The 13,226-nt window shown below is 42.2% G+C and carries 15 protein-coding genes; all 15 read right to left on the bottom strand.

All coding sequences use genetic code 11. From position 1 onward, the window contains the following. Window positions 1–867, bottom strand: an 867-nt coding sequence (locus tag ACMHKH_RS12915) for an IS3 family transposase (RefSeq protein WP_413521050.1), incomplete at its 3' end; no start/stop codon positions are given. After that, on the bottom strand, window positions 771–1,289 hold the full coding sequence (locus tag ACMHKH_RS12910) for a helix-turn-helix domain-containing protein (protein WP_413521049.1): 519 nt from the start codon (window positions 1,287–1,289) through the stop codon (window positions 771–773). The genes ACMHKH_RS12910 and ACMHKH_RS12915, both read right to left, overlap by 97 nt. 83 nt (window positions 1,290–1,372) lie before the next feature. After that, window positions 1,373–2,074, bottom strand: coding sequence for a molybdate ABC transporter permease subunit (modB, locus tag ACMHKH_RS12905; protein WP_413521048.1), 702 nt, complete (start codon window positions 2,072–2,074; stop codon window positions 1,373–1,375). Window positions 2,075–2,291: 217 nt separating this feature from the next. Beyond that, entirely contained in the window at window positions 2,292–3,122 is an 831-nt protein-coding gene (modA, locus tag ACMHKH_RS12900; RefSeq protein ID WP_413521047.1) for a molybdate ABC transporter substrate-binding protein, read from the bottom strand. 83 nt (window positions 3,123–3,205) lie between these two features. Next, window positions 3,206–3,697 carry a molybdenum cofactor biosynthesis protein MoaE gene (locus ACMHKH_RS12895; RefSeq protein WP_413521046.1) on the bottom strand — a complete coding sequence of 164 codons (492 nt, stop codon included), beginning with the start codon at window positions 3,695–3,697 and terminating at the stop codon, window positions 3,206–3,208. A 65-nt stretch (window positions 3,698–3,762) separates the two neighbouring features. After that, entirely contained in the window at window positions 3,763–4,041 is a 279-nt protein-coding gene (locus ACMHKH_RS12890; RefSeq protein WP_413521045.1) for a MoaD/ThiS family protein, read from the bottom strand. A 60-nt stretch (window positions 4,042–4,101) separates the two neighbouring features. Then, window positions 4,102–4,623 carry a cyclic pyranopterin monophosphate synthase MoaC gene (moaC, locus tag ACMHKH_RS12885; RefSeq protein WP_413521044.1) on the bottom strand — a complete coding sequence of 174 codons (522 nt, stop codon included), beginning with the start codon at window positions 4,621–4,623 and terminating at the stop codon, window positions 4,102–4,104. A 76-nt stretch (window positions 4,624–4,699) separates the two neighbouring features. Continuing rightward, entirely contained in the window at window positions 4,700–5,446 is a 747-nt protein-coding gene (locus ACMHKH_RS12880; protein WP_413521043.1) for a molybdenum cofactor guanylyltransferase, read from the bottom strand. Between the two features lie 3 nt (window positions 5,447–5,449). Beyond that, window positions 5,450–5,980, bottom strand: coding sequence for a molybdenum cofactor biosynthesis protein B (gene moaB / locus ACMHKH_RS12875; protein WP_413521042.1), 531 nt, complete (start codon window positions 5,978–5,980; stop codon window positions 5,450–5,452). A 66-nt stretch (window positions 5,981–6,046) separates the two neighbouring features. Beyond that, window positions 6,047–7,150, bottom strand: coding sequence for a GTP 3',8-cyclase MoaA (gene moaA, locus ACMHKH_RS12870; RefSeq protein ID WP_413521041.1), 1,104 nt, complete (start codon window positions 7,148–7,150; stop codon window positions 6,047–6,049). 265 nt (window positions 7,151–7,415) lie between these two features. Further along, entirely contained in the window at window positions 7,416–8,711 is a 1,296-nt protein-coding gene (gene glp, locus ACMHKH_RS12865; protein ID WP_413521040.1) for a gephyrin-like molybdotransferase Glp, read from the bottom strand. Window positions 8,712–8,808: 97 nt separating this feature from the next. Then, on the bottom strand, window positions 8,809–9,936 hold the full coding sequence (locus ACMHKH_RS12860; protein ID WP_413521039.1) for a peptidylprolyl isomerase: 1,128 nt from the start codon (window positions 9,934–9,936) through the stop codon (window positions 8,809–8,811). A 267-nt stretch (window positions 9,937–10,203) separates the two neighbouring features. Beyond that, on the bottom strand, window positions 10,204–11,403 hold the full coding sequence (locus ACMHKH_RS12855) for a globin domain-containing protein (protein WP_413521038.1): 1,200 nt from the start codon (window positions 11,401–11,403) through the stop codon (window positions 10,204–10,206). A gap of 233 nt (window positions 11,404–11,636) precedes the next feature. Beyond that, window positions 11,637–12,362 (bottom strand): respiratory nitrate reductase subunit gamma, encoded by a 726-nt coding sequence (narI, locus tag ACMHKH_RS12850; RefSeq protein ID WP_413521037.1) that lies wholly within the window; start codon window positions 12,360–12,362, stop codon window positions 11,637–11,639. Between the two features lie 11 nt (window positions 12,363–12,373). Then, window positions 12,374–13,225, bottom strand: a complete 852-nt coding sequence (narJ, locus tag ACMHKH_RS12845; RefSeq protein WP_413521036.1) for a nitrate reductase molybdenum cofactor assembly chaperone — start codon at window positions 13,223–13,225, stop codon at window positions 12,374–12,376. Window position 13,226 lies beyond the last annotated feature (1 nt).

Raw genomic sequence — 13,226 nt, 5'->3', positions numbered from 1 at the left:
CATAATTGTAGTAATGTATAAATCTATGAATCTATGAATCTGTTGTTCTAACATTTCAATAGTCTTAGGCTTCTCAATGTAGATAGTCTCACATTTGAGTGTCCCGAAGAAGCTCTCCATCAGTGCATTGTCTAAGCAATTACCCTTTCGGCTCATGCTTTGCTTGATGTTATTAGCTTTGAGCACATTCCCAAATTGTGTCATCTGATAATGCCACCCTTGATCTGAGTGTAGCGTTAGCGTCTCCTTGCGCTTTGTAGGTATGCCTTTAACTGCACTCTCAAGCATCTGTTTGACTAAGTCATATACTGGTCGTCTTGATAACTGGTAGCTGATAATCTCATTGTTAAAGCAATCGAGTATCGGTGACAGATAGAGCTTATCATCACCCACTTTAAATTCTGTAATGTCCGTGAGCCACCTGCGGTTTGGCGCGCGCGCCCTAAACCTACGTTTCACTAAATTCTTGGCGATGACGCCGCACTGTCCTTTATAGGAACGGTACTTCTGACGTCTTATCTTTGCGCTAAGCTTCATTTGACGCATAAGCTTAGCAATGAGCTTATGGTTGTGATGAATCCCTAGATACTTTAACGCGGCCGTGACTCTACGGTAGCCATACCTGCCTTTATACTGATGGTAAAGCTCAGTAATTCGCTGTTTTAAATCAGCGTACTTATCGTCACTCTCAAGCTTTGTTCTATGGTAATAAAAGACGCTTTTAGGCATACATGAGGCTTTAAGTAAGTCAGATAAACAACAGCTATCCCTTAGTGCTTCGATGAGCCTTGCTTTGTCACTACTTGTTCCTTTTGTTTGAGCAAGGCATCGAGCTTTTTTAAGTAGGCAACCTCCGCACGTAGGTATTCATTCTCACGTTTGAGTTCTGCTAGTGTTTTTTCATCATCTGGTTTGTCGGTAATAAATGGCTTGGTCATGGCGGTTCTACCTTTACGTTTGGATATTAGTCCAGACATGCCATAAAGTCGATACACTTTGTGCCAATGACTAATTAAGGCAGGTGAGCTGATGTTGAACGTTAAAGCGACCTCGGATTGACTTAATCCTTGTGTCAGCATGGTCGTAATCACGTGATGTTTAAACTCGCGACTATAGTGAGTTTTTCTCGACTTTGGCTTGATGACATCTATGCCACCGCTTTGGTATTGCTTAACCCATTTTTGTACAAGTTTCGAATCTACTTTAAACTTCTCACTTGTGGCAAGTCCGGTATGTCCTTGCCGATAGTATGCGATGACTTTGATCTTGAAGTCTAGTGTGTAACGCATAAAAATACCCCATAAGTTGTGTCCAACTTATGGGGGTCAGTTCAATTAAATGAGGTTTTTTTTTCTGGTGTTTTTAAGCTATTTTATACGCGCTGATAGCTTCTGCTGACACCAGCAATTAATGCCACCATCACCATGCCCATAATGATGAGGATAGCTGACATCATGTGTGCTGCCTCATAATTTAGCGCTTCTACTTGCTCATAGATAGCTATTGAGACCACCTTAGTTTCTCCCGAAATACTGCCACCAATCATCAGTACCACGCCAAACTCGCCGATGGTATGAGCAAAACTGATTAAGCTGCCAAGGACAATGCCGATACGTGCTTGCGGTAGTGCAACCCGTATAAAGCGTCTAAACCGACTTGGCTCTAACAGGCTTGCGACATCCATGACACTTTTTGGAATGCGTAAGAATTGCGCGTAGACCGGCTGAACAAAAAAGGGCAATGAGTAAATGATAGAGCCAATGACTAGACCCTCAAAAGTAAAGGTAAAGGCGCTGATATTATATTGCAACAGCCATTTACCGATACCGAAATTTGGGCTTAATAGCAGTAACAAGTAAAAACCAATCACGGTAGGCGGTAGCACAAGTGGCATCGCAATCACACCCATGAGCATGATTTTGATGCGTCCAGAGATACGGCTGCGACTGGGCTTTGCCAGCCAATAAGCTAGTGGCGTACCGAGCAGCAATAGGCATAAGGTAGTGATACCAGCAAGCTTGATACTGACCCATACAGGTAGCAGCATATCTGAGAGAAGAGACTGAGACATCATAGCGTTGTTAACTATCTACCTTTTATTCAATGGTTTACTTATAGAACATATCTATAGAACGTTATTAATGATGCGATGTTATTTAAAATACTTAATATCATGCTATAAAGGCATACTTACAATGATCGCTTTAGCCGATTGTAAGCACGCCTTTATTCATAAATAACAGTATAGAGCGAACAACAAAATATTTTATAGAGATTTTTCTAAAGATAATCTATTTAACCGCTAAATAACCGGCTTTAGAGAAGTAAGCTTGTCCTGTAGGAGAGCGTAGATAGTCAGTGAAATCTGCTGCAGCTGCTGCGTTTGTAATGACTATACCATCTTGTAAGATAGCAGGATAAGACTCTGGTGGTAAGATATAGAACTGCTCAGGTGTCGCTTTAATTGCCGTCACTTGCGAGTGTGCCACAAAGCCATAGTCGACACTACCAGTATGAGCGTATTGGAACGCTTGGCCAATATTTTCCGCTTGGATGATGCGTTTTTGTGCCATTAGATCGTCATAGAGGTTTTGCTGTTGCAGATAGACTTTTGCAGATTCACCATAAGGAGCAAGTTTTGGATTGGCAATTGTCATTTTTACTTTGTCATCGCTTTTAAACAGATCTGTCAAAGTAGTTTGATTCAGTCCAGCAAGAGATTTGGTGGCACTATAAATAGATAATTGACCTTGAGTATAAGTAAAAGGCATGTGGCTTGTGTCACCTTTAAATATCTCATCAACCAACTGCGCTGGGAATTCTTGATTGGCAGCTAAAAAAATATCGTAAGGCGCACCTGAGGTAATTTGAGAATAAAGCTTACCTGATGAGGCAAAGGTGACTTCGATTTTTTGATCCGGCAGATTTCTATCAGCTTTGTAGCCTTCGATGATGTCAGGTAATACATCGGATAAATTGGCTGCGGCAGCAATACGAATGGTTTGATCTGGTTCGGTAGTATTATCGGGATCCAATTGAATAGGTTGATCAGCTTGTTCTTTGTTACAAGCGGTTAGCATTAACGCTAAGCAGGCTGAGGTCATTGCTATTATTTTTATCATTATTATTTAACCTTGCTATTATTTATCACTATTAACTAACCGACGATGTTAGTCGTTATTTTGACCACGACTTAACTGTCGCTTTAACCATTATTACTGAGCCATTTAGAAGAGTCATCTAGATAGTACTCTTGCTTCCAAACGGGAATATCAGCTTTGATCGTATCGAGTATCCAGCGACAGGCATCAAAAGCTGGATAGCGATGGGCTGAGACGACGCCCACCCAAACGGCCACATCGCCAATCTCTAAAGCACCGATACGATGAATGGCAATAGCATGAGTGATCTCAAAACGCTTTTTTGCTTCTTCAATAATAGCGCGTCCTTGATTGAGGGCGAGGTCTTCGTAGCCGTAATAGGTTAAGCGATTGACGCTAGTGGCGTTATTGTGGTTGCGTACGCGTCCCTCGAAGCATACAAATGCCCCGCAACTGTCATCATCGAGGGTGTTTTTAAGCCGACTTTCATCAATGTCAGTATCTAATAGCGCAAAACCATCACGTTCAGCAATAAGGTAGGCTTCATCGATGCTACGTTTAATGTGCATCGACTGCCCATGTACATTGTCTGTCATTTATTTTCTCTATTTATTATTTTGAGTGAGCTTTATAATGATATAAGCAGAAAGTATGAGTAACATTAACCGCCAGCGACGGGTGTAATAAAAACCACACTATCACCATCATAAATCTCATCTGCCCATTTGGCAAAGTAGTCGTTTACCGCCACACGTAGCTCTGATTGCGAACGGCTAAAACGGTGCTTTTGGCGCAGCTTTTCATATAATTCAGTTAATGAGGTCGACTGTTGCACAGTGATTTTTTCTTCATGACAATTGGCTTCATCAGCTAAGCTGGCAAAGTATAAGACAGTGATATCCATCGTGGCATCAGTATTACCGTCGATTAAGGTGCTCATAGCAGACTCCATTATTTATTAATTGCTAAACGTATTGTATATCGTATCAATAAAGCCAATTTACGCATGCTGATAGTCAGATTTGCCACCCGTTTTATTCACCAGATGAATATTATCAATCACAATGTTATGTGAGATGGCTTTAGTCATATCATAGATGGTTAAGCACGCCACACTAACGGCGGTCAGTGCTTCCATTTCTACGCCAGTTTTATGAGTTACTTTGATGGTAGCGGTGACGTTAATGCTGTTTTTATCATCATCGTATACAAAGCTTAAGCCAATTTTATCTAATGGCAGGGGATGGCAAAGTGGAATAAGATCGTGGGTGCGTTTGGCTGCCATGATACCAGCGATATGAGCGGTCTGGGTGATGCTGCCTTTTTTGGTCATACCGTCAGCGGCTTTGATTTGCGTATAAATGTCCGCGGGAAAAACCACTTGTCCGAGTGCACTGGCTTCTCTAGTGCTCGCCGTTTTGCCGCTCACGTCGACCATGGTGATGTCACCGTCGCTGTCTAGATGCGATAAGCAAGATTGATTGTTTTTATTATTGCTACCTTTTTGACTGTCGCTATTCATTTTTATTTCTCTTAAATGGCTATTTTGTATTAAATAATCGGCTTCTTTCAATAAACCTTTTTATAATTAGTTTTGTTTATAAATCGTTTAAAGCTAGACAGGCACGTTCAAAATCTTTAGGAGTATTAAAATTGGTTAAATACTGCCACTCTTTTATAAAAGGTACAGGCTGCACCATCGGTTTAATAAACTCCATCACTTGTCGCTGCCCATCATCGATGTAGCGCTTTAAATCAGGCTCAATATTTAATCGATAAACACCTAATAGCGGATATAAATGGTTTTCATCGGTCAGACAAATAATAGAGCGGTCAGCTGCTTGCATGGTAGTGGGTTCTATTTTTTGCCATAAGTCCGTTGCAGAGATTAAGCTGTCACAGCTAATGACCAGCAGCCAAGAGGATTGCTCGTTGGGTACTTCGCCTAATTTCGTCAAGCTTGCCACAGATTGTAGCGCTGACTCAATGGCTACTAATGCGCCGCCGGTTTCGATCTGCTCGTCATCATTGCCAGAAATATTGTTGATAGACAGATAATCAGCAATATGAATGATTGGCACCTGTGGATTTTTGACAATCAAATCCGGATTGATGCTAAAACCACGCCCATTATCTGCGATCATAATCGATATATTTCTCATTATCGCTGCGCTTAATTCAAGCGCCTGCCTGACATGATAGTCAAGCAGGCGCTCACCTGTCGGTAGGATAAGCTCAGCTTTTGGCGTTCCCATACGTTTGGATGCGCCGCCTGCCAAGATAACGATACCTGCTAAGCGATTGAATGCACCTATTTTTATTAAGCTGTCTGCCACTTCAACCATGAATTAATCGTGACCTGGGTTGGTACGCATAAAATGTGGGACAAAATTGCAGGGACGCGTACGGCTATCGAGCTGCTCTTGCAGGATACCTTCCCAAGCAGTGCGACAAGCACCGGATGAGCCGGGTAAGCAGAAAATACCTGTACCGTTTGCCATACCAGCGACGGCGCGAGATTGAATCGTCGACATACCGATATCGTCTTTCGAGATTAAGCGGAACATCTCACCAAAACCATCAACCTCTTTATCAAATAATACGCCGACTGCTTCAGGCATACTGTCGCGGATATAGAAGCCCGTACCACCAGTGGTAATAATGGCGTGCACATCTGGGTCGGCAATCCAACCACTAATGACGGCTCTGATTTTATAAATATCATCAATAATCAACTGACGATCTGCCAATTGGTGTCCTGCTGCGGTGAGTTGGTCAACTAAATATTGCCCTGATGTATCTTCTGCAAGAGTACGACTGTCAGAAACCGTTAAGATGGCGATATTAAGCGGGGTAAAGGGTGCTTGCAGCTTACTCATGGATGTTCCTTAATAACTACGCTTGTTATAAAAAATGAAAATTTGATTATTAGTATATGGTTGATTCTAACCACCGATCATCGACAAGTTATTCATCATGCCGCTATTGGACTCATGGAGATGATGGTGTTCAGGTTTGATTGGCATAAAGCTATGTAGCGTATTGACTAGTCCTGCAACATCGTCTTGCTCTAAGTACTGACGAATATCGTAGTTACCTTGGTCAAATAAGCACAGATGCACCTTACCTTGACTGCTGACCCGCAAACGGTTGCAGCTATCACAAAAATGAGCAGCGTAAGGGGCAATCATGCCGATACGACCTTTATAATCTGGATGGCTATATTCTATCGCTGGACCATCATTGCTGCCGCGTATATGGGTTTGCCAACCATTTTTTAATAAATAATTGGTGATAATGTCGGACTGTGCATGCTGAGCAAAAAATAAATCGCTATTATCACTGGTCTGCATAAATTCAATAAATCGATAGGTAATAGCTCTATCTTTGATATATTCGATGGCATTCATCAGATTTTCAAAGGCAGTTTCTGCCATTAAAATGCTATTTATTTTTAGTTTGATATCCGTGGTCGCTAGTAATTTATCCATATCAGCCAACAGCTGTGGCAACATATCAAAACCAGTCATCTTATGAAAAGTCGCCGCATCAAAGCTGTCCATACTGATATTGAGTTGGTTCAGTCCAGCCGTATGCCAAGCTGCCAAATGCTTACCAAGTTTATAGCCATTACTGGTCATGGCAACGGTTTCGATACCCTCAGTGTTTTTAACAGTTTTAATAATGTCTACCAAATCACGACGTATCGAGGGTTCGCCACCAGTAATCCGTACTTTTTTGGTACCTACTTCAGCAAAACCGCGGATTAAGGTAGCAATTTCAGCGACACTTATCTCGTTCTGTGGTGGTTTGCCTTGATAGCCATCCGGCAGGCAATATTCACAGCGAAAGTTGCAAAAATCAGTAATCGATAAACGCAGATAGGTTAGACGTCGTGCGAAACCATCTGTTAATGGTTGAGAGAGCGTACTAGGGGAATAAATAGACGACATGGCGACTTTCGACGGTGAATCACCATCAGAAATAGCGGGTGCAGCGACAGGCGAATACAGTTGAGCATTTCCTGCATTGGGGGCAAGATGGTTCATAGATGATTACCATTAATATTAAGTATAGTGTGTACTTTTAGGCGTTGCCTCAGGTTGTGAGTGAAAAATTCTATTGAGATATCATTATGACAGCTTATCAGCAAATAACAATTAACCGTAAGTTACTTAAAAACTACCACCAAAGTAGTAGAAGCTAAATGGTGGTGAATAATAAGTTTCTCACGGTTAATGGTATAAATAGTTATTAACTGTTTAGCTGTAAACAACGCAGTTTTCAGTTATTAAACTATCAATGAAGTAGCTTTCAATGATTCAACCAAGGGAAGGGTTGAACCTGTACGTTTTCACCAGCCGATAGGTTACCAGAATCTTGCGCCAAGACAATAAAACAGTTGGCGTGGCTAAGCTGTTTGATACGGTGCGATTGCTGTTTGGTAAAGCTTTCAACTTGAAAATTGCCAGCTTCATTTTGTGACAGAATCCCTCTTTGAAAGTCCGTACGACCCGCTGATTTTTTAATATCATTTTCAAGCGTCGCAGTTAGGGTCAACTGCATAGGTCGCTCTTGTAGAGCAGCGCCTGCCATTTGCCACAATGCTGGCATCACAAACTGCAAGGTGCCGACGACCGTCGATAATGGGTTGCCGGGTAAGCCAAAATATAATACAGGCTTGACAAGGTTTTGAGTCAGCTCACCGAAGACAAACGGTTTGCCGGGTTTCATCGCCACTTTATAGTGATTAATTTTCCCTAATTGCTCAATAACGGTGGTCAAAAAGTCATAGTCGCCAACCGATACGCCAGCGGTAGAGATAAGTACGTCACACTCTTGCATGGCTTGGGTGACGGCAGTAATGGTTTTGTCTAAATTGTCAGGAATGATGCCATAGTCTCGAATCGTTACCGGCAAATTAGAAAGTAAGGTTTTCAAAGTAGGGGTGTTAGAATTATAGATTTGTGCCAAGCTGGTCAGCTCATGACCAATCGCAACCAACTCATCGCCAGTTGCGAGTACGCCAACGATTAAAGGCTGATAAACGTCTACCTTATCTAGACCTAAATTAGCCAGAAGGCTAATATCAGTAGGGTTGATACGTTTACCTTTACGTAAAACGGCTTCACCAACTTCAATCTCTTCGCCTTGTTTGCGAATATTGTCATCACGTTTGGCGTCTTGGCTAAGGATAATAGGATAAGGCTGTGACTTATCAATGTTATCTCTTATGGCGGCAAAGTTGGTGTTTTCTTGCATGATGACCGTATCACAGCTATCAGGGACGACAGCACCGGTAAAGATGCGTACCCCTTGTCCTGCTATGATTTCACCATCATAAGGGCTACCAGCTTGTGATTCACCGACGATATTGATCGTGCTGTCTGCTGAGAGCACACTGTCTTTAGCAATGGCATAGCCATCCATCGCAGATACATTTTGCCTTGGTATCGCAAAAGGCGAGGCGATATCTTCAGCCAATATATGATTGCGGCTGTCTAATAAACCGTAGCTTACGACTTGTCTTTTGGTCAGCGGATAGTCAGTGGTGTTATAACTGTCTATGCGCTGCTGTATTTTAGAGATGAGCCCTGCAACCGTAATCATAAATGTCTACTTATTTTATTGAGGTAACTTTTATATATAAGAGTTACTTTATACCATAACCATGTCGTGACCGACAGCATATTGAACAGCGCATTGATTAGCCGCGGAATACATTCTCTTGCTCAAGCATCATCTCGATGCCCTCGATATCTGCTTCATTGGCTAGTGTAAATAGATAATCGCATAATGCTTGATGAAACGCTTGCTGGCTCAGCTTATTATGAATAGCTGGGACAACTTGGTCATAAGTCATCTGTATGCCGGGCTCTTTATTTAGTACATCAACGACGTGGAAGCCATAGCGGCTTTCGATAGGGCTTGGCGCAAGTCCTGCATCTGATTTAAATAACGCACTTTCAAATTCTGGTACGGTTTGTCCTTTGTTAATCACACCCAACTCACCATCTTGTTCTTTTGAAGGACAAGCAGAGTGCTGGCGTGCCAATTGGATAAATTCTGCATCAGGATTGGTATTGTTTTTGATTTGTTCAATGAATTCGTAAGCGGTCTTTTTGAGCTTTAAGCGCTCGTCGCCATCTTCTGGTAAACAAGCCAGCAAGATATGGCGCACATTCATAATAGGATCGGTCATATAGTCTATGATATTTTGCTTATAATAACGCTCGCAGGTTGCCATATCAGGCATGGTTGCTTGGACGTTTTTATCTATCAAGGCAGAGATGGCTTGCTCTTCATCGTTTTCCCACGCCGCTTCACCAAGGTTTGGTTCATCCAATACCGCCAGTCTAAGTAGTTCGCGTACCACCAATGCCTGCGTCGCTAAAAACACTGCGTCTTCTTTATTTTCTGCTGGGTGATATTGCAGCTCTTGGGCAATATTGGTTCTATCTATCATCACACCGTTTACTGTGACCGAAGGCAATTCATCACGGCTAGAAGCGATGAGATTTTTATGGTTGCTGTGTTCTTCTGCCATTGCTTTTTCAATGAACTCTTGATCAGAATGTGGTTTTTGTAAATCCGTCAAGGTTGGCATTAGATGAACAATATCATCACCATGGTCATGACTATGCTCATGGTGATGATGATTGTGCTCATGACTATGATCGTGACCACAACCATGACCGCTATGCGTGTCATTAGCATCAGTAGAGGCATGAGCGGCATGGTCAGTATGAGTGTCACTGCTAACGCTAATATTTACATTGTCATTTACGTTATTAGTCGTCGTATGATCGGCTGGATTGTAGGTACTGACAGACATGGCTTTTGCTCCACTAAAGTTTTTGATAAAAGGATTTTTATGCTAAAAATCTTACAATAGAAATCTTAAAATAAAATTGAGGTTATAAGTTAAAAACTGAATAAAAAATAGAGCAGCTTTTAAACGATCTATTTAATAGTACTCAATTTATGATGTATTCATAAATCTAGTATCTATCAATTTATTTAAAAGCGGCTCTATGGTGGTTCTAAGCTTATTTTTTGCCATGCTCAATATTATTTATAAGATATAATAATATCGATAACATTAAGCCAGCTCTAAGCTCATTTTAGGACCAAATGGTTCGTAATGAACGCTATCGACACCATGATCTAAGCTCATTAGCGTATCGATAATACTTTCCATAAATGGCATAGAGCCACAAACATAAATATCAGCAGGCTTAGGTAAATTAGCAAGCCATGCTTCGTTAAGGATTTGTCCAGAATCAAAGTAGAAGATATGTTTTTCTACGTTTTCAGCCGTGTCCAATAGCGTGTTGACGACATTATTAAAGGCATGATGTTCTTGGTTCTGGCAAGCATAGACCCAAACGATTGGGCGTTTTGGATTGGCAGCCACTTGTGCTTCTAACATCGACAAAATCGGCGTGACGCCAACCCCAGCACTGATTAATACTAATGGCATCTCATTTTGTTCGACCAAATCTTTTGTCAGCTCAAAGTCGCCGGCAGGTGCAGACAGTAGAACCGTATCACCAACTTCTAATGAGTCGTGTAAATAGTTAGAGACCAAACCGCTATGCTCATTACGATTGTCGCGTCTGACGGCAAACTGAATACCCTTGTCGCTATCGGCTGAAAATAGAGAATAATGGCGCAGGGCAACATGGTCGCTGTCTGTTGGGTCTGTCTTTACGGTAATGTACTGACCTGCAGATAGTTTGAGCTTGCTTAAATCAATCGCTTGGTTGTTTTCTACATTGTTATTGACTGGCACAACGGTAAATGCGGCAATATCAGTCGCCGCTTCTGCTTTTTCCGTAATTTTAAATGGGGCAAAACCTTGCCACATTTCTTGCTCGTACATACCGTGTTCAATTTGGATAAAGATAGAAGCGATTTCATCATAAGCTTCTGTCCAAGCGGTAATAATGTCATCCGTTGCGGCGTCACCCAGTACTTCTTTGATAGCGCCAAGTAGATGATGACCAACAATAGGGTAGTGCTCTGGCAAAATTTGCAGCGCACGATGCTTGTGGCTGATTTGGGTCACTTGCGGCAATAGCGTCGCTAAGTTTTCCAAATGCTTGGCCGCTGCTAAAACTGTCATTGCCAATGCAGTTTGCTGGCGACCAAGTTTTTGGTTGGTTTCATTAAAAATATCGAGTAGTTCAGGGTGTTCATTAAACATATTTTTATAAAACACAGTCGTAATCGCGGTGCCGTGCTCTTCAAGTACTGGTACCGTTGCTTTGACGATTTCTAATGTTTTTGGTGAAGCCATTGTAGATCCTTTAGTGAATAGTCACATTGATAAATTTAGGGATTGAAGCTCAGAAAATGAACTTGGTAACAGTAAATGAGTATTGAAACTGCAATGAACGCTGTACTTGCGTGCAGGATTGAGCGTTCAGCAGTCAAATAATTAGCCTGTTTCCATAAGATTCATAAAAAATGAATCTTATGGTATCGTATTCCTATTTAAACATCAATGCTGTATCACTATCGTGCCTAATTCTATTGCGAACGTTTCTGTCTCACAATTTGATAACGGCGTCCTAAATACCATACTGGCGCGCTGATAATATGAATCAGTCTGGTAAATGGGAATATCGCAATCAGCGTGATACCCAGCGCCATATGCAGCTGATAGATGAGGTCAGTTTGCTCGATACGCGCTGCTGCTTGCCAAGGTCTTAAGATGGTGATGTCCTGTGCCCAGCCTGCTAAATTCATCATGGTAAAGCCATCTAAATGTTTGACTGAAGTAAAGATGGAGATTAGACCAAGGTTAAGCTGAATAAACAACAGCACCAGTATCAGCTTGTCTGAGAATGATGAGGTGTTAGAGATACGATCGTCCGTAAAGCGACGCCACATCAGCATGACCAAACCAAACCAACAGAATACCCCCGCAATACCACCGACGACCACCGCTAAAATCTGCTTATGTCCTGCGCTGATAAAGCGGTCATAGAGAAAATGCGGCGTCAACATACCGAATAAGTGCCCAAGCAATACCACGATGATGCCGACGTGGAATAAGTTGCTGGCAAGACGCATATTTTTGGTTCTTAGCATTTGTGATGAACCGGTCTTCCACGAATACTGAGATAAGTCAAAACGTACCCAAGTACCAATGATAGCGATGGTTAAGGCGATATATGGATAAACACCAAAAAGAAAGATTTGCAGCCAACTTAGATTGGCTAAAGACTGTACGCTAGGATCTGCAATATTCATGTCATCTCTCCTTATGACTGTTTAACCGGTGGATTGGTTTTAAAGTCTACCCAGTGCACAGGGGCGTCGACAGCATGTGGATTAGCTCTAACACCCGCTTTTGCCGCCAGACTTTGAGTGCTGGTCTGCGAGGAGCAACGCTCTTCTTGTTGCGCATCCAAAAACGTAACCACTTCTTCTTCCCATTCTTTATCTAATGCTTCAAAGCTGTCATCAGGCTTCTCTTTGCTGATTTTTTCTTGATACTCTTCGACCATATCCAGAGGCTTGCCAGCAATCTGCAATAGCGCATTAAAGCAGCCTTTATACATACTGCCGCGGTGTTCAAGTCGGGCAGCAAGCAAGGCAATGATGTGGCTGACATCCGCGATATCCATACGAATTTGAATATCATCTTCGATAACCGTTGCTTGATAAGCTAAAAACTCTAAATATAAAGGCAGATAATCAGGCAGCTCTTTCACGCTAATCTCAAAGCCAGCTTCTTCATACTGACCCATCAAATCAACCATGGCTTGACCGCGATCACGCGACTCACCATGGACATGCTCAAATAACCACAGCGACAAAGAGCGACCGCGCTCAAACAGACCGTCGTAACGTGCCTGCGCTTCAAGTGAGCCGGTATCGATTAAGTCTTCAATCAAGTCAATGATTTGCGCGCGTACTTCTGGGCTAATAATGGTCGATCTGGCGACAATCTCTGTGCAGTCAGCCAAGGTATCGCCTAAAAATAGCTCGTTGCTTGGATAGTCGATAAGTAAGCTGAGCACTTTGAGTATCTTCATTTCTGATGCGCCAATCACTGGCGGCATGACAGCATCGATGACAGCGCTGTCGGTATGAAATTGAGTAGTTTGCATC

The organism is Psychrobacter glacincola, assembly GCF_965118485.1.
GTDB classification, from domain to species: domain Bacteria; phylum Pseudomonadota; class Gammaproteobacteria; order Pseudomonadales; family Moraxellaceae; genus Psychrobacter; species Psychrobacter glacincola_D.
This window is presented reverse-complemented; position numbering and strand designations above follow the sequence as displayed.

Coding starts and splice junctions, on each gene's coding strand:
- modA (WP_413521047.1), bottom strand. CDS start 3,122: ATGATAAAAATAATAGCAATGACCTCAGCCTGCTTAGCGTTAATGCTA.
- ACMHKH_RS12880 (WP_413521043.1), bottom strand. CDS start 5,446: ATGGTTGAAGTGGCAGACAGCTTAATAAAAATAGGTGCATTCAATCGC.
- ACMHKH_RS12855 (WP_413521038.1), bottom strand. CDS start 11,403: ATGGCTTCACCAAAAACATTAGAAATCGTCAAAGCAACGGTACCAGTA.
- modB (WP_413521048.1), bottom strand. CDS start 2,074: ATGATGTCTCAGTCTCTTCTCTCAGATATGCTGCTACCTGTATGGGTC.
- moaA (WP_413521041.1), bottom strand. CDS start 7,150: ATGAACCATCTTGCCCCCAATGCAGGAAATGCTCAACTGTATTCGCCT.
- narI (WP_413521037.1), bottom strand. CDS start 12,362: ATGAATATTGCAGATCCTAGCGTACAGTCTTTAGCCAATCTAAGTTGG.
- moaB (WP_413521042.1), bottom strand. CDS start 5,980: ATGAGTAAGCTGCAAGCACCCTTTACCCCGCTTAATATCGCCATCTTA.
- ACMHKH_RS12895 (WP_413521046.1), bottom strand. CDS start 3,697: ATGACAGACAATGTACATGGGCAGTCGATGCACATTAAACGTAGCATC.
- ACMHKH_RS12890 (WP_413521045.1), bottom strand. CDS start 4,041: ATGAGCACCTTAATCGACGGTAATACTGATGCCACGATGGATATCACT.
- ACMHKH_RS12860 (WP_413521039.1), bottom strand. CDS start 9,936: ATGTCTGTCAGTACCTACAATCCAGCCGATCATACGACGACTAATAAC.
- ACMHKH_RS12910 (WP_413521049.1), bottom strand. CDS start 1,289: ATGCGTTACACACTAGACTTCAAGATCAAAGTCATCGCATACTATCGG.
- narJ (WP_413521036.1), bottom strand. CDS start 13,225: ATGCAAACTACTCAATTTCATACCGACAGCGCTGTCATCGATGCTGTC.
- moaC (WP_413521044.1), bottom strand. CDS start 4,623: ATGAATAGCGACAGTCAAAAAGGTAGCAATAATAAAAACAATCAATCT.
- glp (WP_413521040.1), bottom strand. CDS start 8,711: ATGATTACGGTTGCAGGGCTCATCTCTAAAATACAGCAGCGCATAGAC.